At 72.7% G+C, this 19,425-nt stretch carries 15 protein-coding genes; 6 read left to right on the top strand and 9 right to left on the bottom strand.

Annotated features, from left to right (window positions below; genetic code table 11):
- Positions 1 to 87 precede the first annotated feature (87 nt).
- The 3 genes from ABZZ20_RS03305 to ABZZ20_RS03295 all read right to left on the bottom strand — a co-directional run bounded on the left by ABZZ20_RS03305 (position 88) and on the right by ABZZ20_RS03295 (position 4,769).
- Complete coding sequence (locus ABZZ20_RS03305; RefSeq protein ID WP_356866243.1) at positions 88 to 1,254, bottom strand: VWA domain-containing protein; 1,167 nt, start codon at positions 1,252 to 1,254, stop codon at positions 88 to 90.
- 129 nt (positions 1,255 to 1,383) lie between these two features.
- Positions 1,384 to 3,666, bottom strand: coding sequence for a DUF5682 family protein (locus tag ABZZ20_RS03300; protein WP_356866241.1), 2,283 nt, complete (start codon positions 3,664 to 3,666; stop codon positions 1,384 to 1,386).
- The gene (locus tag ABZZ20_RS03295) at positions 3,663 to 4,769 is read right to left on the bottom strand and encodes an AAA family ATPase (RefSeq protein ID WP_356866239.1); all 1,107 of its coding nucleotides are present in this window, start codon (positions 4,767 to 4,769) and stop codon (positions 3,663 to 3,665) included. The genes ABZZ20_RS03300 and ABZZ20_RS03295 overlap by 4 nt, the downstream gene beginning before the upstream one ends.
- 134 nt (positions 4,770 to 4,903) lie before the next feature.
- Between ABZZ20_RS03295 and ABZZ20_RS03290 the strand changes: the two genes are divergently transcribed.
- A complete protein-coding gene (locus tag ABZZ20_RS03290; protein WP_356866237.1) occupies positions 4,904 to 6,295 on the top strand; it encodes an SWIM zinc finger family protein in 1,392 nt (463 codons plus the stop codon).
- Between the two features lie 252 nt (positions 6,296 to 6,547).
- On the top strand, positions 6,548 to 8,149 hold the full coding sequence (locus ABZZ20_RS03285) for a DUF5691 domain-containing protein (RefSeq protein ID WP_356866235.1): 1,602 nt from the start codon (positions 6,548 to 6,550) through the stop codon (positions 8,147 to 8,149).
- A 103-nt stretch (positions 8,150 to 8,252) separates the two neighbouring features.
- Here the strand turns inward: ABZZ20_RS03285 and ABZZ20_RS03280 are convergent, their stop codons facing one another.
- The gene (locus tag ABZZ20_RS03280) at positions 8,253 to 8,657 is read right to left on the bottom strand and encodes a cobalamin B12-binding domain-containing protein (protein WP_356866233.1); all 405 of its coding nucleotides are present in this window, start codon (positions 8,655 to 8,657) and stop codon (positions 8,253 to 8,255) included.
- 207 nt (positions 8,658 to 8,864) lie between these two features.
- Here ABZZ20_RS03280 and ABZZ20_RS03275 point away from each other — a divergent pair, with 207 nt between their 5' ends.
- Positions 8,865 to 9,656 carry an alpha/beta fold hydrolase gene (locus tag ABZZ20_RS03275; RefSeq protein WP_356866231.1) on the top strand — a complete coding sequence of 264 codons (792 nt, stop codon included), beginning with the start codon at positions 8,865 to 8,867 and terminating at the stop codon, positions 9,654 to 9,656.
- A gap of 222 nt (positions 9,657 to 9,878) precedes the next feature.
- Positions 9,879 to 11,432 carry a peptidoglycan DD-metalloendopeptidase family protein gene (locus ABZZ20_RS03270; RefSeq protein ID WP_356866229.1) on the top strand — a complete coding sequence of 518 codons (1,554 nt, stop codon included), beginning with the start codon at positions 9,879 to 9,881 and terminating at the stop codon, positions 11,430 to 11,432.
- Positions 11,433 to 11,465: 33 nt separating this feature from the next.
- Here ABZZ20_RS03270 and pcrA read toward each other — a convergent pair whose 3' ends face one another.
- Positions 11,466 to 13,967, bottom strand: coding sequence for a DNA helicase PcrA (pcrA, locus tag ABZZ20_RS03265; RefSeq protein WP_356866227.1), 2,502 nt, complete (start codon positions 13,965 to 13,967; stop codon positions 11,466 to 11,468).
- A 101-nt stretch (positions 13,968 to 14,068) separates the two neighbouring features.
- Entirely contained in the window at positions 14,069 to 14,371 is a 303-nt protein-coding gene (locus ABZZ20_RS03260) for a helix-turn-helix domain-containing protein (protein WP_356866225.1), read from the bottom strand.
- A gap of 237 nt (positions 14,372 to 14,608) precedes the next feature.
- Between ABZZ20_RS03260 and ABZZ20_RS03255 the strand changes: the two genes are divergently transcribed.
- The gene (locus ABZZ20_RS03255; RefSeq protein ID WP_356866223.1) at positions 14,609 to 14,962 is read left to right on the top strand and encodes a hypothetical protein; all 354 of its coding nucleotides are present in this window, start codon (positions 14,609 to 14,611) and stop codon (positions 14,960 to 14,962) included.
- A gap of 126 nt (positions 14,963 to 15,088) precedes the next feature.
- Positions 15,089 to 16,144, top strand: a complete 1,056-nt coding sequence (locus ABZZ20_RS03250; RefSeq protein ID WP_356866221.1) for a C40 family peptidase — start codon at positions 15,089 to 15,091, stop codon at positions 16,142 to 16,144.
- A 19-nt stretch (positions 16,145 to 16,163) separates the two neighbouring features.
- Here the strand turns inward: ABZZ20_RS03250 and ABZZ20_RS03245 are convergent, their stop codons facing one another.
- The 3 genes from ABZZ20_RS03245 to ABZZ20_RS03235 all read right to left on the bottom strand — a co-directional run bounded on the left by ABZZ20_RS03245 (position 16,164) and on the right by ABZZ20_RS03235 (position 19,393).
- Positions 16,164 to 17,276 carry an alpha/beta hydrolase-fold protein gene (locus tag ABZZ20_RS03245; protein WP_356866219.1) on the bottom strand — a complete coding sequence of 371 codons (1,113 nt, stop codon included), beginning with the start codon at positions 17,274 to 17,276 and terminating at the stop codon, positions 16,164 to 16,166.
- Positions 17,277 to 17,408: 132 nt separating this feature from the next.
- On the bottom strand, positions 17,409 to 18,101 hold the full coding sequence (locus ABZZ20_RS03240) for a response regulator transcription factor (protein ID WP_356866217.1): 693 nt from the start codon (positions 18,099 to 18,101) through the stop codon (positions 17,409 to 17,411).
- Positions 18,098 to 19,393: a PspC domain-containing protein gene (locus ABZZ20_RS03235; protein ID WP_356866215.1), complete on the bottom strand. Its 1,296-nt coding sequence runs from the start codon at positions 19,391 to 19,393 to the stop codon at positions 18,098 to 18,100. Before ABZZ20_RS03235 ends, ABZZ20_RS03240 begins: the two co-directional genes overlap by 4 nt.
- Positions 19,394 to 19,425: the final 32 nt, after the last annotated feature.

The following is a 19,425-nucleotide window of genomic DNA, read 5'->3' as shown; positions in this document are numbered from 1 at the left end:
GATCACACCTGAGCGGTGATACCTGTCACAGATCGCCTCACGGTTGAACTGGAGTTTCGTTTGAACTGCCAGGTGCCACGGCGTTGATCAGGGGACGGGCAGCGGGCGCTTCTCCAGGGCTGCGGCCATCACCTCCGGGAACAGGTCGGGGGTGCAGGCGAAGGCCGGGGCGCCCAGTGCCGCAAGGGCCGCGGCGTGTTCGCGATCGTAGGCGGGAGCGCCCTCGTCGGACAGGGCGAGCAGGGTCACGAACTCGACTCCCGCCGCCTTCATCGCCGCGACCCGGCCCAGCATTTCGTTGCGTATGCCGCCTTCGTAGAGATCACTGATCAGGACGACGACCGTGTCGGCAGGGCGGGTGATCTTCGACTGGCAGTAGGCCAACGCGCGGTTGATGTCGGTGCCGCCGCCGAGTTGCGTGCCGAACAGCACGTCCACCGGATCGTCGAGCTGGTCCGTCAGGTCCACGACGGCCGTGTCGAACACGACGAGCCGGGTCGCGATCGCACGCATCGATGCCAGCACCGCCCCGAAGACGGAGGCGTAGACGACGGAGGCCGCCATCGATCCGGACTGGTCTATGCAGAGGATCACCTCCTTCTTGACGGATCGCGCCGCGCGGCCGTAGCCGATGAGCCGCTCGGGGACGACGGTGCGGTACTCGGGCAGGTAGTTCTTCAGGTTCGCCCGGATGGTCCGGTCCCAGTCGATGTCCGCGTGCCGGGGGCGGCCGATCCTGGCGGAGCGGTCGAGGGCGCCGGTGAGCGTGGCCCGGGTGCGCGTAGCGAGCCGCTTCTCCAACTGCTCGACCACCTTGCGGACGACCGCGCGGGCCGTGGTCCGGGTCGTCTCCGGCATTGCGTGGTGGAGGGAGAGCAGGGTGCCGACGAGGTGCACGTCCGGCTCGACGGCCTGGAGCATCTCCGGTTCCAGCAGGAGGGCGGACAGGCCGAGCCGCTCGATGGCGTCCCGCTGCATGACCTGGATGACCGAGCTGGGGAAGTACGTACGGATGTCACCGAGCCAGCGGGCCACGTTCGGCGCCGAACCGCCGAGCCCGCCGCCGCGTTCCCCGGTGGACTTGCGCGGCCCGCCGCTCGCGTAGAGCGCGCCGAGGGCGGCGTCCATGGCCGCGTCCCGCCCGCTCAACGCGTACCCGGTTCCGTCCCCGTCCCCGCCCAGCACCATCCGCCACCGGCGCAACCGCTCCGTTTCGGCGGGGCCATTGGCTCCCGGGATCACCGTGCCGGTCATCTGTCGTCCCCCTGTACTCGTCGGGGCCGGCTCCTGCCGCCGGCGCCTTGTTGGTCCCCGGCCCGGGCGGGACCCCCGTACCCGCCCGAGCCGTACTCCCCTTCCGGGCCCCCGCTGTCCATGAGCCCGTCATCCCGCCGGACCGGTGAGCAGCAGGCGGACCAGGTCCAACACCGCGTCCGCGCGGACCGGATCGAGGTCCGGGGCGAAGCCCTCGGGGGCCGAGCCCCGCGCGGGCGCCGCCGTCGGGCCGCTGGGGCCACGCCGGACCAGTTCGCCCAGCGTCCGCTTGACGCCCGTCTCGTACGCCCCGAACGTCCTGCGCAGCAGCGGCAGTACGTCGATGAACGCGCCGTCCGGCACCGAGACGAGCCACGCGTCGATCAGCCCCAGCAGCCGGTCGTCGTGGACGAGCAGGGTGCCGCTGCCCGCCCCTCCCCCGGCGAAGCCGTCGATCCAGCCCGCCGCGTCGACCGGCACGGCGGCCGGGGACAGCGCGAGCCCCATCAGCCGCGCCGTCTCCTGTGCCGGCAGCCGCCCGTCATCGAGGAGCAGCCGCGCCGCCCGGCCGCGGATCAGCCCGGGCACCGTGTCCCGGCCGGCCAGCGCCCGTAGCACCGCCGACCAGCGCTCGCGCAGGTCGTCCACGTCGAGGAGTCCGATCGCCGCGTGTACCCCGTCCACCTGGCCCCGCAGCTCGGCCGCCGCGTCCGCGTCCAGGCCGGCGGAGCAGGCGGGCGGCAGCGCCACGCATATCCGCTCGGCGATCCCGGTCGCGACCGTGCCCAGCGCCGTCGCATCGGTCCCCCGCACGTCCCCGTACCGCAGCGAACGGGCCAGCGCCGGAAGGGCCTTGGCGAGCCGTGCCACGTCGGTGTCCAGCGCGGCACGGTCCGCGAGCGCCCGCAGCACGGCGGGCAGCGCCTCGGACAGCCCGGCCAGCAGGCACCGCTCCGCCAGCGCCGTGATCTCGCCGAGTTCCTGCGCACCGGCAGCGTCGGCCTCGGCCTTGGCGGTGGCGGCCGCGAGGACGGTGGTTCCCCAGATCCCCGCCTCGGCGACCCGCACCGACAGCTCCGGTTCCCAGCTCAGCCGCCACGTCTCGCGGAACGTGCCGGTGCTGCCCCGCGAGGTCGTTGGCGCGCCCCAGTCGATGCCGAGCAGCCGCAGTCGGTGCAGCAGCAGGGACTTGGCCGCGTCGGTGTCCTTGCGCAGGTCGAGTTCCAGCTCGCGCTCCTGGGGCTCCGCTTTGAGCCGCAGGGAGCGCTGCTGCCGGGTCAGGTCCCGCTGGAGGGGTACGGCGGGCGCCCCTTCCGGGACCTCGCCGAGGACGTCACCGACGACCAGGCGGTCCTGGACGAGCGCGAGCGGTACGTCCGAGCCGTCGCACATGACGGCCCGCACGGCCTCCAGGGTCTCCGTCAGTCCCGGGACCGGCCGGCCGCGCACGGCGGCCAGCGTGTCGGCCAGCCGGACCGCCTCGATGACGTGCGCCGAGGAGACCTGCCGGTCCTCCTCGCGCAGCAGCCCGGCGACCTCGGTCAGCCACCGCTCCACCGGCCGGTCCCGGGCCGCGAAGAGGTGCGCGTACCAGCCGGGTGAGGTGATGCCCGCGCCGTACCCGCCGGCCCGGGCGAGCCGCCGGTGGGTCCACGGCACCCAGGTGGTTTCCACCCTGACCTTGGGCAGCCCGGTCAGCAGCTGCCTGTCGGCGGTCGCCGTGGTCTTCGCGCGCAGCGCCGGAACGTGCCAGGCTCCGCACACCACGGCGTACGCGTCGCCGAACTCCTTGCGGGCGGCCCGCATCCGCTGCCGCATGTGCGCCTCGCGCACCAGGTCCCGGGCGTGGCCGCCGCCCCCGTACGCCTCGCGCAGCGCCCCCATGGCCTCCCCGAGCGCCTCGAACGCGGCGAGCGGATCCTCCCGTACGGCGCCCCGGTGCTCGACCACGTCCTCCCACCAGCGCTCGGGGTCGTCGTACCCGGCGGTCTCGGCGAGGACCGCGAGGGGGTCCAGCCGGACGGAATCGCAGGCGTTCGGGTCCGCCTGCGCGCCGGGGTCCTGCGCGGCCAGCGTGTGGGCGGCGGGGAGGTCGATGAACCGCACCGGAACCGGTACGTCCTGCTCCTGCGCCCAGCGGATGGCGACCCACTCGGGCGAGAACGCGGCCATCGGCCAGAACGCGGCCCTGCCCGGGTCGTCGGCGGCGTGCGCGAGCAGGGCGACGGGCGGCCGGAGCCCGGGGTCCGCGGCCAGTGCCAGCAGTGCGTCCCCCTCCGGCGGGCCCTCGATCAGCACGGCCGCCGGGCGGGCCGCGTCGAGGGCGGCCCGCACCGCGTGGGCCGATCCGGGCCCGTGGTGCCGTACGCCGAGCAGCAGCGGCCCCCGCCGCTCGGCGGCCGGGCTGCTCATGCCGTCACCTCCCGGCAGGCGCGGTAGAAGTCCTTCCAGCCGTCCCGCTCCCGGACCACGGTTTCGAGGTACTCCTGCCAGACGACCTGGTCGGCGGCCGGGTCGCGGACGACGGCGCCGAGGATTCCGGCCGCCACGTCGGAGGGGCGCAGGACGCCGTCCCCGAAGTGGGCGGCCAGGGCGAGGCCGCCCGTGACGATGGAGATGGCCTCGGCGGTGGACAGGGTGCCGCTCGGCGACTTCACCTTCGTGCGGCCGTCGTCGGTGACCCCGTCGCGCAGCTCGCGGAAGACGGTGACGACGCGGCGGATCTCCTCCAGGCCTTCGGGCACGGCCGGCAGGTCGAGCGCGCGACCCATCTGGTCGACGCGGCGGGCGACGATGTCGACCTCGGCGTCGGCGGTGGCGGGCAGGGGCAGCACGACGGTGTTGAAGCGGCGCCGCAGCGCGCTGGAGAGTTCGTTGACCCCGCGGTCCCGGTCGTTGGCGGTGGCGATGAGGTTGAAGCCGCGTACGGCCTGCACCTCCTGGCCGAGCTCCGGTACGGGGAGGGTCTTCTCGGACAGGACGGTGATGAGGGTGTCCTGGACGTCGGCCGGGATGCGGGTGAGCTCCTCGACGCGGGCGGTCATGCCCTCGGCCATGGCCCGCATGACGGGGCTCGGTACGAGGGCCTCGCGGCTGGGCCCGTGGGCGAGGAGCCGGGCGTAGTTCCACCCGTACCGGATCGCTTCCTCGGGGGTGCCGGCGGTGCCCTGGACGAGGAGGGTGGAGTCCCCGCTGACGGCGGCGGCGAGGTGCTCGGACACCCAGGTCTTGGCGGTGCCGGGGACTCCGAGCAGGAGCAGGGCGCGGTCGGTGGCGAGGGTGGTGACGGCGACTTCGACGATGCGGCGCGGGCCGACGTACTTGGGCGTGATGACCGTGCCGTCGTCCAGCGTGCCGCCCAGGAGGTAGGTCGCGACGGCCCACGGGGAGAGCTTCCAGCGGGTGGGGCGGGGCCGGTCGTCGGCGGCAGCCAGGGCTTTCAGTTCGTCCGCGAAGGCGTCTTCGGCGTGCGGTCGCAGCGCCTCGGCTCCGGTGCCGTTCTCGGGCATGCTCATGGTCCCCCTCCAATGCTCGGCAGCCGCTTCCGACTGCTGCAACCACGGTGCACCACGCCACTGACAACGCCCCTCCCCCATTGCGTCGTTGCAGGTCAGAGCGATTGTCAGTGGGGGTCTCTACGGTGGTTCACATGACTGAGCAGGGGGTCCGCTGGACAGCGGAACAGGTACTGGCTCTGGCTCCTGACGATGCGTCACGCAAGGCGGGGGCCAAGCTGGGCGGGGCGGGGCCGTGGTCACAGACCGGAGGTTCCGCTTCCGGTTCAGTGTGGGGGTTGTGCAAGGGCAGCGGCAGCACGCCGTACCGGACGGTCGTGGACCTGACGGGCCCGGCGTACAAGTGCTCCTGTCCGAGCCGGAAGTTCCCGTGCAAGCACGCGCTCGGCCTGCTGCTGCTCTGGGCGGCGGAGGACTTCGGCGAGCCCGGCGAAGCGCCGGACTGGGCCGGCGCGTGGCTGACCGAGCGGGCGGCGAAGGCCGCGCGCTCGGCCACCAAGGCGACCGGGCCGGTGGACGAGGAGGCGGCGAAGCGCCGGGCCGAACGGAGGGCGGCCCGGATCAGTGCGGGGGTCACCGAGTTGGAGCGACGGCTCGCGGACCTGCTGCGCGGGGGCCTGGCCGGACAACAACAGGCGGGATACGCGGCCTGGGAGGAGACCGCCGCCCGGATGGTCGACGCGCAGGCTCCCGGACTGGCGGCCCGGGTCAGGGAGTTGGGGACGATACCCAGTTGCGGTCCCGGTTGGCCCGCCCGGATGCTGGAGGAGGGCGCGCTGCTGCACCTGCTGAACCGGGGTTGGCTCGGGGTGGCAGGCCTGCCGGAGCCGCTCGCCGCGACGGTCCGGAGCAGGGTGGGGCTACCGGGTACCGCCGCGGAGGGGGAGGTCGTACGGGACCGCTGGCTGGTGCTGGCCATGCGCGACTCGGTGTCCCCCGACGGCCGGCTCACCACCCGCCGGATATGGCTGCGCGGGCTGGGGAGCGGGCGCCCGGCCCTGGTGCTGGACTTCGGACCGCCCGGGCGGCCTCCGTCGCTGGCGCTGCCGGTGGGGCTGGTGCTGGAGGCGGAGGCTCGCTTCCGGCCCGGTTCGGCGGGTCTGCGGGCCGACCTCGGCGGGTGGGGGCACCCAGGGGCGGCGGCACCCCCAGCGGTAGCCGGGGGAGTCCACGGCCGTGCCGTGCCGTGCCCGGAGGTACCGGCCGGGGTCAGTACGGGGGCGGCACTGGAGGCGTACGGGGCGGCGCTGCGGGAGGACCCGTGGCTGGACTCCTGGCCGGTGGTGCTGGGCCCGGTGGTCCCGATACCGGGAGAGCTGGGCTGGCAACTGGCGGACGCGGAGGGCACTTCCGCCCTGCCCGTGGCCCTGAGCGGGTCGGGCAACCGGTCGCGGTCGGGGCTGTGGCAGCTGGCCGCGCTGTCGGGCGGCGGCCCGGTGACCGTGTTCGGTGAGTGCGGCCACCGCGGATTCACGCCGCTGACGGCGTGGCAGCCGGGCTGCCCGGAGCCCGTGGTCCTGGTCTGACCGGACGAGGTCCACGAACACGGCCACGGCCACGGCCACAGAGGAAAGAGCGAGAACGGGCCGGCGCGCGAGCGCCGGGCCGAGGTGGGGCACGCGGGCGCGGGGGCGTCGGCGTGAAGAGACAAGGAAGCCGGGGGGCTTTTGTGAACGACAACCACGCGAGCTGAAGGGTCTGCCAACGGGGGCGAGAACTGCTCCGGTCCCGCGGAGGGGGCGGGACCGGAGCACCGCACGACAAGAGGGAGGGACACGATGGCCGCTGTGAACGGGTCCGGGGCGACGGAGACGGGTTACGGGGAGTGGGAGGAGCTGGTCGGCGCCGCACTGCTGGGCACCGAACGGCGGCGCGGAAGCCCGACGGCACTGCTGGACGCGGCGGCCGTGCAGACCGTACGGCGCCGGGCCGGGCTGCGGCCCGCCGAGGCGGGTCCGCGGCCGGAGCCCGCGCCGCGGGATCCGCGCCCGGCTCCGCCGGAGCCGGCCCGGCGGCGGCTCGCGCAGCTGCTGGCCGACCGGACCGGCCCGGGCAGCGGCGGCGGGCGGCGGGGGGCCGCCCCGGACCTGACGGAGCTGCTGCCGCAGTGGCTGGCCGCCGCCGTGCGGCACGGCTACCGGGCGCCGGCCGAACTGGTGCCGGCGCTGCTGGACACGGCCCGGGCCCGTACGGACCTGCGCCCGCTGGCCCTGGCCCTGGCCGGGGCGCGGGGGCTGTGGCTGGCCCGACTGAACCCGGACTGGCGGTTCGCCCTTCGGGGTGGGGCGGGCCGTGCGGGGGAACTGCCCGAAGCCGAGGACCGGGCGGGGCGGGAACGGCTCTGGCAGGAGGGGTTGTTCGCCGAGCGGGTGGCCCTGCTGGGCGCCGTCCGGGCGCACGAGGCGGCTGCCGCGACGCAGCTGCTGTCGACCACCTGGGCCACGGAACGGGCCGAGGACCGCCTGATGTTCCTCGACTCGTTGCGGGTGGGGCTGTCGGAGGAGGACGAGCCCTTCCTGGAGGCGGCGCTGGGCGACCGCAGTCGCAACGTCCGGGCGACGGCCGCCGAGCTGCTGTCCGCCCTTCCGGGGTCGGCGCTGGCCGGCCGGATGGCGGAACGGGCACTGGCCTGCGTCGGGCCTCAGGGGGTGACGCCACCGGTGGAGTGCGATGCGGCGATGCTGCAGGACGGGGTGGTCAAGCGACCGCCCGCCGGCCGCGGGGAGCGGGCCTGGTGGCTGGGCCAGCTGGTGGAGGCGGCGCCGCTGTCCTGCTGGCGGGAGCGCTTCGGGGGGCTCGGCCCGGCGGAGATCGTGGCGCTGCCCGTGGCCGAGGGCGACAGTTGGAGGGAGGAGCTGCACGCGGCGTGGTGCCGGGCAGCGGTGCGCCAGCGCGACGCCCCGTGGGCGAAGGCGCTGCTCGGCGCGGCGTCGGCGCCGCCCGCGACGGCCCCGGGCACGGCGTCGCTCGCGGAGCGGGCGAAGCTGCTGTCGATCCTGCCGGACGGGGAACGCGCCGAGTGGGTGGCGCAGTTCGTACGGGCCCACGGGCTGTCGGAGGCGTTCCAGCTGCTCGGCGTGTGTGCGGTGCCGTGGGCCGGGGCGCTGGGGCGGGCCGTGGTGGACGCGCTGGACGCCGCGCGGGAGGCGGGCAGCTACCCGTGGAGCTTCAGCGGGGTCATGGGGCTCGCGGAACGCTGCCTCGACCCTGCGCAGGCCTGCCATCTGGAATCCCTGACGGCGGCGTCGGACGGACCGCCGGACGCGTCGCCGGGCGCGGCGGCGTACTGGTCCGAGGCCTTCCAGCGCCTGGCGGCCACCCTGCGCCTACGCGCGACGATGCTCGCGGAGCTCGCCCCGAGCCCTGACCCGCGCCCCTGACCCGCGCCCCCGGCGCGACCGGGCCGGTGCACCGGCCCGCCCGACCCGCGTGCGGGGCCGGGCCAGGCCAGGTCGGGCCACGCCGGGTCGGACCGGGAGCGGATTACGCGGGGCGGACGTGTCCGCGGACCCAGTCGACGATCGAGGTCGTCGTCGCGCCCGGGGTGAAGATCTCCGCCACGCCCTTCTCCTTCAGGGGGGCGATGTCGTCCTCCGGGATGATGCCGCCGCCGAAGACCTTGATGTCCTCGGCCTCGCGCTCCTTCAACAGTTCCAGGACCCGGACGAACAGCGTGTTGTGCGCGCCCGAGAGGATCGACAGGCCGATCGCGTCGGCGTCCTCCTGGATGGCGGTGTCCACGATCTGCTCGGGGGTCTGGTGGAGGCCCGTGTAGATGACCTCCATGCCCGCGTCGCGCAGGGCACGCGCGATCACCTTGGCGCCGCGGTCGTGGCCGTCGAGACCCGGCTTGGCCACCACCACACGGATCGGACCGGTCACACCCATCGCACTGCCTCCCGAGTGAACGAACGTTAAGTACAGCATCGCGCACGCCGCCGTTTCACGGTCAACCACGAGGGGGAAATCACACGTGGGACGGCGTTGAATCACCGCCAGGGGAGCCGCACCGGGGCGCCGCGCCACCGTACCGACAGCCGCACGGCACGGTGGCGCGGCCGGCCGCAGTCCCAAAAGGCTTAGGGGAGGCCGTCAATGGGGCTGTCCGTACCCGTATCCGTCGCCACGTCCGGGGCCGCACTGCGGGCCGGGGTGCTAGAAGCGGTCGTCCTCGGCGGGCACCTGCTGCTCTACCCGACCGGGATACGTCAGGAGAAGCCGGCCGAAACCGGAGAAAGCGCCGGCGGGCAGGCGCCCGCGCTCCTGCTGCACGGGTTCACCGACAACCGGTCCGTCTTCGTCCTGCTGCGCCGCACCCTCGCCGCGGGCGGCCGGCGGCAGGTGGAGGCGTACAACTACTCCCCCTTCACCCAGGACCTGCGCATCACCGCCCGCCACCTCGCCCAGCGGGTCGAGGAGCTGTGCGAGCGCACCGGACAGGAGCGGGTGGACCTGGTCGGGCACAGCCTGGGCGGGCTGGTCGGGCGGTACTACGTCCAGCGCCTCGGCGGCGACGCCCGGGTCCGCACGCTCGTCACGCTCGGCACCCCGCATTCCGGTACGCGGGTCGCCCCCTTCATGGACGCCCACCCCCTGGTGCGGCAGGTCCGTCCGGAGTCCGAGGTGATGGCCGAACTGCGGGCGCCCGCGCCGGGCTGCCGGACCCGGTGCGTGGCGTTCTGGAGCGAGTTCGACGCGCTCATGGACCCGATCGAGACGGCACGCATCGACCATCCCGATCTCCGGGCGGAGAACGTGCAGGTCACCGGGATCGGGCATCTCGCCCTGCCCGCCCATCCCGCAGTGACGGCGGCGGTCCGGCGCACCCTCGACGGCCCCGGCCGGGTCACCCTCGAAGGCTTGGGAGATGCCGCTTCCGTTGCGTGAACATCAACCCACCCAAACTCGAACGGATTTCGAACTCAAGGCCAAGGCTCGGCCTTGCCGCGACCGAAAGACGGCCGAATGCCCGGTTCCGCAAAGTCCGGAACCCCTCGAAGATTGTCGTTGCCAGTAACCGCCGGGTACAGTCACGCCACTGCTCTCCCTGAGGAACCTCACGTTCCTTGGCCACCCAGGCCCCCCACTGCCGAGGCGAAAGAGAAGTTGGTGAACGACCGCCCCTCGTCGGGCCTGTACTCCGATTCCGAGTACGACGGCCTTTCCAACACCACTTTCTCTGGCGATTCGGCCTACGTTTCCTATGAAACGCAGGGCCAGGGGTACGACTACGCCGCCTACGCCTCCTACGAGACCGGCGCGTACGACACCACCGCATGGGCCCCCCAGGGCAGTTACCCGCAGGACGGCGGCTACCTGCCGAGCATTCCCACCCAGGGCGGTGTCCTCGACGACGCCACAACGGGCCAGGAGGCGGCTGCCGGCGGCAGCTGGGGGACGGACACGAACGCCTGGAACCAGCCGACCAGCACGGAGTTCCAGGCCACCCCCTTCGGCTACGAGCAGACCGGGCAGTGGGCGATGCCGGGCTACGGCACCACCGGCACCGAGACCGGCGCGTACGACGCCACCACCTGGAACACCGTCCCGCTCCACGAGCAGCAGACCCAGACCTTCTCGTACGACCACCAGTACCAGGGCGGGCAGCAGCAGGACGCGGCGTACTCCTACGAGCCGCCGGCCACCGACGTCGCCTACAGCGAGACCGCCGTCTTCGAGGTCCTCGACGACGCGGGCCACGCGCCGGAACCCGAACCGGAAGCGGAACCGGAGCCGGAGGCCGACCTCGACCTCGACCTCCCGGCCGCCCAGGTGCACGACCTTCCCACCCAGGCCATGCCGGTCACGGCCGCCGCGCCCGTACCGCGCGCCTCGCGCCGCGCCGGCGCCAAGTCGAAGACGACGGCAACGCCCAAGGCCACGGGCAAGACCGCGACCACGTCCGCGTCCACGGGCGGCAACAGCCGTCGCCGCACCCCTGCGAAGCGTTCCGCCCTGTTGACCGTGGCCGTTCCCTCCGCCTGCGTGATGGGCGTCGCCGGTGTCGCGGCCGCTTCCGTCGGCGGACTCACCTCGGCGGACAAGCCCGCCGAGGGCACCACCACGATGGCCGCGCCCGACCCGGCGTCGGTGCAGCCCGTTGCGGCGAACAGCAAGCTCGACACCCAACTGGCCGCGCTCAGCGCCGACGCGGGCGACTTCGCGGACCGCGCGAGCCGCACGCAGGAGCGCATCGACCTGCGCCAGCGCCAGGAGGACGAGAAGAAGAAGAAGGCGGAGGAGGCGGCGGCCAAGGAAGCGGCCCGCCCCAAGTTCGCGATCCCGGTCGAACAGCACGGCCTCAGCGCCAGCTTCGGTCAGGCCGGTGGCATGTGGATGTCCGTGCACACCGGTATCGACTTCCCGGTCTCCTACGGGACGCCGGTCATGGCCGCCACCGACGGCACCGTGCGCACCCAGTGGAACAGCGCCTACGGCAACATGGCCATAGTGACTTCGCCCGACGGCACCGAGACCTGGTACTGCCACCTCAGCAGCACCAAGATCCGGTCCGGCAAGGTCAAGGCAGGCGACGTCATCGCGTACTCGGGCAACTCCGGCAACTCCACCGGCCCGCACCTCCACTTCGAGGTACGGCCCGGCGGCGGCTCGGCGATCGACCCCCTGCCGTGGCTCCGCAGCCACGGCCTGGACCCGACCTGAGCCTCACGGCTCCTGCCCTTACGGCTCCTGCTCCTACAGCTTCTGCACCGGCGCGTAGCGCAGCAGCAGGCGCTTCGGCTTGTCGTCCCCGAAGTCGACGGTGGCCTGCGCGTCCGCGCCGGCGCCCCTGACCTCCATGACCGTGCCCAGCCCGAACTGGTCGTGCGTGACCCGGTCCCCGACCGCCAGCGCGATGACCGGCTTGTCGGCGGCCCGACGCGTCGCGAACCCGGACGGCCCCGACTTCGTACGCGACGAGGACAGGAACGCCTCCGGAGAGGTGCCGAAGCTGGCCTTCCCGGAACCCGATCCGAACCCGGCCCCGGTACCGGACCCGTAGCCGGAACTGCGCATCGGGCCCGCCGGCTTCTGCGCCGCGCCCGTGCGCTTCCACTGCAGGTACTCCGCCGGAATCTCTTCGAGGAACCGCGACGGCGGGTTGTACGAGGGAGTGCCCCACGCACTGCGCATCGAGGAGCGGGTCAGGTAGAGCCGCTCGCGGGCCCGGGTGATGCCGACGTACGCGAGGCGGCGTTCCTCTTCCAGTTCCTTGGTCTGGCCCAGCGCCCGCATGTGCGGGAAGACCCCGTCCTCCATGCCGGTCAGGAAGACGACCGGGAACTCCAGGCCCTTGGCGGTGTGCAGGGTCATCAGCGTGATGACGCCCGAGCCGTCCTCGTCCTCGTCGGGGATCTGGTCGGAGTCGGCGACGAGCGCGACCTGCTCCAGGAACTCGGCGAGCGTCCCCGGATCGTCCTCGCCCCTGGCCTGCTCGAACTCCAGGGCGACGGCCGCGAGTTCCTGGAGGTTCTCGATTCGGGTCTCGTCCTGCGGGTCGGTCGAGGCCTGGAGCTCGGCGAGGTAGCCCGTGCGCTCCAGCACCGCTTCCAGCACCACTGCCGGGCCCGCACCCGAGTCGACGATGGTGCGGAGCTCCTCCATCAGCACGTTGAAGCGCTTCACCGCGTTGGTCGAGCGCGCGGCCATGCCGAACGCCTCGTCCACGCGCCGCAGCGCCTGCGGGAAGGTGATCTTCTCGCGCATCGCGAGGGCGTCGATCATCGCTTCCGCTCGCTCGCCGATGCCGCGCTTGGGCACGTTCAGGATGCGGCGCAGCGGGACGTTGTCCTCCGGGTTGGCGAGGACGCGCAGGTACGCGAGGACGTCCCGGACCTCCTTGCGCTCGTAGAAGCGGACCCCGCCGACGACCTTGTAGGGCAGCCCGACCCGGATGAAGATCTCCTCGAACACGCGCGACTGTGCGTTCGTCCGGTAGAAGATCGCGACGTCGCCCGCCTTGGCGTCGCCCGCGTCCGTCAGCCGGTCGATCTCGTCGGCGACGAACTGGGCCTCGTCGTGCTCGGTGTCCGCGACGTAGCCGGTGATGACGGAGCCGGTGCCGGCCTCGGTCCACAGGTTCTTGGCGCGGCGGTTCTCGTTGCGCTCGATGACCGCGTTGGCTGCGGAGAGGATCGTCTGCGTGGAGCGGTAGTTCTGCTCCAGCAGGATCGTCGTCGCGTTCGGGTAGTCCTCCTCGAACTGGAGGATGTTGCGGATGGTCGCGCCGCGGAAGGCGTAGATCGACTGGTCGGCGTCGCCGACCACGCACAGCTCGGCCGGCGGCAGGTCCGGGTATCCGGTGCCCACCAGCTCGCGCACCAGCGTGTACTGGGCGTGGTTGGTGTCCTGGTACTCGTCCACCAGGACGTGGCGGAAGCGCCGCCGGTAGTGCTCGGCGACGTCCGGGAACGCCTGGAGCAGGTGGACGGTCGTCATGATGATGTCGTCGAAGTCGAGCGCATTGGCCTCGCGCAGCCGCCCCTGGTACATGGCGTACGCCTGGGCGAGCGTCTTCTCGAAGCCGTCCACCGCCTGTGCGGCGAAGGCGTCCTCGTCGATCAGCTCGTTCTTCAGGTTCGAGATCTTGGCGCTGAAGGACTTGGGCGGGAACTTCTTCGGGTCCAGGTCCAGGTCGCGGCAGACGAGCGCCATCAGTCGCTTCGAGTCGGCCGCGTCGTAGATCGAGAAGGACGAGGTGAAGCCGAGCCGCTTCGACTCGCGGCGCAGGATGCGCACGCACGCGCTGTGGAAGGTGGACACCCACATGGCGTTGGCGCGCGGGCCGACCAGGCTCTCGACGCGCTCCTTCATCTCGCCGGCGGCCTTGTTGGTGAAGGTGATCGCCAGGATCTGGCCGGGGTGGACGTTCCGCGCGGCCAGCAGGTGGCCGATGCGGTGGGTCAGCACCCGGGTCTTGCCGGAACCGGCGCCGGCCACGATCAGCAGCGGGGAACCCGCGTGCACCACGGCCGCACGTTGCTGCTCGTTCAGCCCGTGCAGGAGCGCCGCCGGGTCGATGACGGGCTTGGGGGCGCCGTCCCGGTAGTACGCGTCACCGCTCAGGGGCAGGTCGAACCGGCCCCCGAAGAGATCGTCCGCGCCCGGCTCCGGGGCGGCGTGCTCCTCGGGCGGCGGAGGGACCTCGTCGGAGGGGGTGAGGTCCGCCAGGAAACTGTCGTCAAAGAGGCTGCTCATCGCCTTCCGAGTCTAGGGGGCCGGACCGACACCCGGTCCCGGCCGCGGAAAATCGGCCGCAACCTCGGCGGACGCCTGCCCCCGGCCCCTTCCGGGGGGGCTTACCGGAGCACCAGCTCCAGCAGGCCCGGGAAGCGCAGCTCCAGGTCGGTCCTGCGCAGCGTGAGGTGGAGCTTGCGGCCCTGCGGACGCTGGCAGATCACGCCGCTCTCGCGGAGCGTCTTGAGGTGGTGCGTGACGCTCGACCTGGGCAGGTCGGGGGCCACCTCGCCGCAGGAGGTCTCCCCGCCGGAAGCGAGCTTGCGGACGATCTCCAGCCGGACGGGGTGGCCGAGGGCCGCGAGCACCTCGGCCAGTTCGAGGTCCTCTGGGTGGGGGTGGGTCAGCTCGGCAGCGGCAGGCATGCCCCCACTGTACGCAGATCTCGTACGGACACTGCCAGACCGAGGGCCTCCCCGAGCAACTGCTCGCCGGCCGCTTCCACCACCTGCTGGACTGACTGTTCGCCCACGCCCCGCCGACACCCGGGTCGTGCGCGTCGACGGCAGCGGCCACTACCTCCCGGAGGAACGGCCGGAGGTGGTCGTCGACGAACTGACCCGCTTCCTGGGCTGACCGGGAGCCCCCGTACGCTCACAGCCATGGACGTACTCCTCAATGTCTTCGTCGGCCTGCACATCATCGGCATCGCCGCCCTCCTCGGCGGATTCCTGACCCAGATGAAGGCTATGAGCGCCGGCACCGCCCGCTTCGTGCCCGCGATGCTGCACGGCGCGCTGACGATGCTCGTCACCGGCGTCCTGCTGGTCGGCTTCCGCGAGATGGACGGGACCGGCGTCAACAACATCAAGATCGGCGTGAAGCTCGCCGTCCTCTTCGTGATCCTCGCCCTCGTCTACGTCAAGCGCGACGAGGAACGGGTGGAGAAGGCGCTGTTCGGCGCGGTCGGCGGACTGACCTTGGTCAATATCTTTATCGCCGTCCTCTGGCACTGATCCGCAACCGCCATATCCGGTCACGTCGGGCCACTTGCGATCATCCCGTCATTCGACCGTTATCTTCGGGTCTAGCGTCCTCCTCCAAGCACCGAGCTCCCGAGTGAGGAAGGACGTGAGGCCCTCGTGGCCAGTCACCGAAAGCCCAGGCAGCGCCCGCTCTCCCGCGGCACCGTACGGACCGCCGCCACGCTGGCCCTCGCGGGCGCTGCCACCGCCACCGCCTTCGAAGGCATCTCCCACGCCGAGCCCCAGCAGACCCCGTCCCAGGTGAAGTCGGAGGTCGACCGGCTCTACGAGGAGGCCGAGGCCGCGACCGAGCAGTACAACGGGGCGAAGGAGAAGGCCGACGGGGCACAGCGCGCGCTGGACGCACTGCGCGACGAGACGGCCCGCAAGACCGACCGGCTCAACACCGCCCGCCGGGCGCTCGGTGCGCTGGCCGCCGGCCAGTACCGCAGCGGGACCCTGGGCCCCGGCGTCCAACTGGCGCTGGCCGAGGACCCGCAGGACTACCTGGACCGCGCCTCGCTCCTCAACCGGGCCGGCGACCGCCACGCCGCCGAGATCTCCTCCGTACGCCGGCAGCTCGACGAGGTCGGACAGCTGAAGGGCAAGGCGGCCGACCACCTCGCCGACCTGCGCGCCCACGAGGGCGAGCTCGCCGCGTCCAAGGCCGCCGTCGAGGGCAAACTCGACGCCGCCCGGCGACTACTGGCGAAGCTCACCGCCGAGGAGCGGGCCGCGTACGAGGCCCAGTCCGCCGGTGCGGCCCCCGCCGGGCCGCAGAGCACGACCCCGTCGGCCCCGTCAGCCCCGCCGGCCTCGGACGGCTCGCGGGCCGCCCGCGCCGTGGCCTTCGCGTACGGGGCGATCGGCAAGCCGTACGTCTGGGGCGCCACGGGACCGGGCTCGTTCGACTGCTCCGGCCTGACCCAGGCGGCCTGGCGCTCGGCCGGGGTCTCCCTCCCCCGCACCACCTACACCCAGATCAATGCCGGACAGCGCGTCTCCCGCGACCAGCTGGCCCCCGGCGACCTGGTGTTCTTCTACTCCGGGATCACCCACGTCGGCCTGTACATCGGCAACGGCCAGATGATCCACGCACCCCGCCCGGGCTCGACGGTCCGCGTGGCCCCGATCGACTCCATGCCGTGGGCCGGCGCCTCCCGTCCGGCCTGACCCACTCCCGCGGAGCCCGCTACGGCGTCTTGACCTGCTGGCTCAGCCAGCCGAAGGTCTGCGGCAGCTGCTTCGACCACGAGTCGAGGTTGTGCCCGCCGGTGACCTTCTCCGCATGCACCACGGTCGGGCTCTTCGCGATGGCCTTGAGGTCCGTGCCGGACAGGTAGCCGTCCTGCTCGGCCCCCGACATCCACAGCGCGACCGCCGGCGGTACGGGCGCGGCCTGGAGCACGTGCTTCAGGTTGTGGGTGCGGCGCAGTTCCGGGTCCTTGGCCACCAGCGAGGAGGGCTCCTGGCCGGGGTCGTTGTAGCCGGAGAGGGAGACGGCCGCGCTGTATCGGTCGGGGTGTGCGATCGCCAGCTTGGCGGCGCAGTACGCACCGGCCGAGTAGCCGGCCACGCCCCAGGTGCGCGCCTCGTCGGAGGTGCGGAAGTTGTCGGTGACCATCTTGCGGACGTCGACGCTGAACCAGCTGTCGGCGTTGACCTTGCCGGGGATGTTGGCGCAGCCCGTATCGGCGTTGCCGAGCAGCATGGCGCGCGGCGAGACCAGGATGAACGGCTGCACCTTGCCGCTCTTCATGAGCGGTTCCAGCACCTCGTGCGCCTTGAGCCCCTGGAACCAGGACTTCCCCGTCCCGGGTATGCCCGGGATCAGCTCCACCACGGGGAACTTCTTGTCCTTGAAGGCCGGATCGTCGTACTGGGGCGGCAGCCACACCATGACGTCGCCCTTGACCCCGGAGATCTTTCCGTCGAGCTCGGTCTTCTTGACCCGGCCGCCGAGCCCCTCGACGGGCTCGAACACCTGGCGCACCTTCGGCGCTTCCTTGACCTGCTCGGCCTTCTTCCCGCCGAGTCCGTCCGGGCCGAGGTCGGGGGCGGCCGTGACGTACTTGCCGGTGCCGAACAGATCACCCCAGGTGGCGTAGAAGTTCATGTCCCGGTTGACCCCGATGAACACCACGGCGATGGCGGTGACCTGGGCGAACACCATCATCAGGCCGCGGGTGGCAACGCGCACGGCGGCAGGGCCGCGCACCTTGCTCCACACGACCAGCGGCAGGAGGACGGCGATCGCCGTGAGGGCGATCGCCGTCGCGAAGAGGGGTGTCCCCGTCAAGCTCATCACGCCACCCAAGAGGGCCGCGCGATGCGCCCGGGTTCCCGGAAGGGCCTGCGGTATGGATCACAGGCGAGGGCCCGGCCCCGTCGGACGCGGACCCGGAAGGTAGGCGGGAGGCGGGCGGCGGGCGGCGGCTCAGACCAGGCGGCGGGCCGTCGCCCAGCGGGTCAGCTCGTGCCGGTTGGACAGCTGGAGCTTGCGCAGGACCGCCGACACGTGCGACTCCACCGTCTTCACCGAGATGAAGAGCTGCTTGGCGATCTCCTTGTACGCGTACCCGCGCGCGATCAGCCGCAGCACCTCCCGTTCGCGCTGCGTGAGCCGGTCCAGGTCCTCGTCCACCGGCGGTGCGTCCGTCGAGGCGAAGGCGTCGAGCACGAAGCCAGCCAGTCGCGGCGAGAACACCGCGTCCCCGTCCTGCACCCGGAAGATCGAGTCCACCAGGTCGGCCCCGGTGATGGTCTTGGTGACGTACCCGCGCGCGCCGCCCCGGATGACGCCGATGACGTCCTCGGCCGCGTCCGACACCGACAGGGCCAGGAACCGCACCGGGTTCTCGGCCGCGGTCATCAGCGGGGCGCAGCGCCGCAGCACCTCGACCCCTCCGCCGCCGGGCAGGTGCACGTCGAGCAGGACCACCTCGGGCCGGGTGGCGGTGATGACGGTGACGGCCTGGTCGACGTCGGCCGCCTCTCCGACGACCTCGACCCCGGTGCGGGCGGTCTCACCGATCTCGGCCTGCACGCCCGTGCGGAACATCCGGTGGTCGTCTACGAGCACCACCCGGACCTGCCTGGCCACCCCTGCGCTGCCGGTCTCTTCGGTCATGCTGCGTTCGCCGCCCTCTCCATCTCCAGCTCGACTTCCGTGCCGCCGTCGGGCGCGGACCGCAGCCGTGCGGTCCCGCCGTTGCGCTGCATCCGGCCGATGATCGATTCTCGTACGCCCATGCGGTCGTCCGGTACCGCGTCGATGTCGAAGCCCGGCCCCCGGTCCCGTACGGACACGAACACGAGCTGCCCCTCCACCTCGGCGTACACCTGCACCGGCCCTCCCTCGCCACCGTACTTGGCGGCGTTGACCATCGCCTCGCGCGCGGCCTGGATCTGTGCGGCCAGCTTCTCGTCCAGCGGGCAGTCGCCGACCACGACGACCTCGATCGGGACCCCGTGGTGGTCCTCCACCTCGGCCGCGGTCTGCTTCACGGCCTCCGCGAGGGTGGCCGGCTCCTCGGCCTCCTCCTTGCCCGTGCCCTCCGGCTTGTACAGCCAGTTCCGCAGCTCCCGCTCCTGCGCCCGGGCGAGGCGGCGCACCTCGCCGACGTCCTCCGCGTTGCGCTGGATCAGGGTGAGCGTGTGCAGCACCGAGTCGTGGACGTGCGCGGCCACTTCGGCGCGCTCCTGGGCGCGGATGCGCATCAGGCGTTCCTCGGAGAGGTCCTGGGTCATCCGGATCAGCCAGGGCCCGGCCAGCAGGGCGATGCCGACGAGGACGGCGAGGGCGGCGGTCAGCACGTTGCCGAGCTGCGCCGCCGAGCCGCGCACGACGATGAAGACGGTCAGGCCCACGCCGACCAGTGCGACCCCGGCGAAGGCGCGGCCCAGTTGGAGCAGCCGCGCGTTGCGCCCGGCGGCGGCGCCCCAGTGGGCGCGGCGGGCGTTGTCGGCCTGCCGCCACACGAGGACGACACCCGCGCCGACCAGCAGCGTCGGCCACACGTACCGTCCGGACGCGCCGCCGACCTGGACCTTGGCGATGAAGATCCCGGCGCCGACGAACAGGGCGATGAGCGCGGTGATCTGCCCCTTGTCCGGTTTGCGCAGGCGTCGGCTGCCGTCGGGGAGGGTCTCGAAGAAGGAGCGGTGCCCGGTGCGCCCGCCCACGCCGAGCGGTACGAAGACCCAGAACGCGGCGTACAGCAGGACGCCGAGTCCGTCGCCCCACAGGAACAGGCCGAGGAACGCGAGCCGGACCCAGACGACCGGCAGCCCGAGGTGCCCGGCGAGACCGCGCGCGACACCGCCGAGCATCCGGCCGTCGGCGCTGCGGTAGAGCCTGCGCTGCGGCGGTTCGTCGGGCTCCGGTACGTGCGGGATGCGGGGGGCGGCGGAAACGGGCATGTCAACGATGGTCACACGCGCGGGGTGCCCGG

The sequence above is a fragment of the Streptomyces sp. NPDC006430 genome, assembly GCF_040612395.1.
Lineage (GTDB): Bacteria > Actinomycetota > Actinomycetes > Streptomycetales > Streptomycetaceae > Streptomyces.
Note: the sequence above shows the minus strand (reverse complement) of the source record. Positions and strands in the feature narration are given on the sequence as shown.

Coding starts and splice junctions, on each gene's coding strand:
- ABZZ20_RS03305 (WP_356866243.1), bottom strand. CDS start 1,254: ATGACCGGCACGGTGATCCCGGGAGCCAATGGCCCCGCCGAAACGGAG.
- ABZZ20_RS03300 (WP_356866241.1), bottom strand. CDS start 3,666: ATGAGCAGCCCGGCCGCCGAGCGGCGGGGGCCGCTGCTGCTCGGCGTA.
- ABZZ20_RS03295 (WP_356866239.1), bottom strand. CDS start 4,769: ATGAGCATGCCCGAGAACGGCACCGGAGCCGAGGCGCTGCGACCGCAC.
- ABZZ20_RS03290 (WP_356866237.1), top strand. CDS start 4,904: ATGACTGAGCAGGGGGTCCGCTGGACAGCGGAACAGGTACTGGCTCTG.
- ABZZ20_RS03285 (WP_356866235.1), top strand. CDS start 6,548: ATGGCCGCTGTGAACGGGTCCGGGGCGACGGAGACGGGTTACGGGGAG.
- ABZZ20_RS03280 (WP_356866233.1), bottom strand. CDS start 8,657: ATGGGTGTGACCGGTCCGATCCGTGTGGTGGTGGCCAAGCCGGGTCTC.
- ABZZ20_RS03275 (WP_356866231.1), top strand. CDS start 8,865: ATGGGGCTGTCCGTACCCGTATCCGTCGCCACGTCCGGGGCCGCACTG.
- pcrA (WP_356866227.1), bottom strand. CDS start 13,967: ATGAGCAGCCTCTTTGACGACAGTTTCCTGGCGGACCTCACCCCCTCC.
- ABZZ20_RS03260 (WP_356866225.1), bottom strand. CDS start 14,371: ATGCCTGCCGCTGCCGAGCTGACCCACCCCCACCCAGAGGACCTCGAA.
- ABZZ20_RS03255 (WP_356866223.1), top strand. CDS start 14,609: ATGGACGTACTCCTCAATGTCTTCGTCGGCCTGCACATCATCGGCATC.
- ABZZ20_RS03245 (WP_356866219.1), bottom strand. CDS start 17,276: ATGAGCTTGACGGGGACACCCCTCTTCGCGACGGCGATCGCCCTCACG.
- ABZZ20_RS03240 (WP_356866217.1), bottom strand. CDS start 18,101: ATGACCGAAGAGACCGGCAGCGCAGGGGTGGCCAGGCAGGTCCGGGTG.
- ABZZ20_RS03235 (WP_356866215.1), bottom strand. CDS start 19,393: ATGCCCGTTTCCGCCGCCCCCCGCATCCCGCACGTACCGGAGCCCGAC.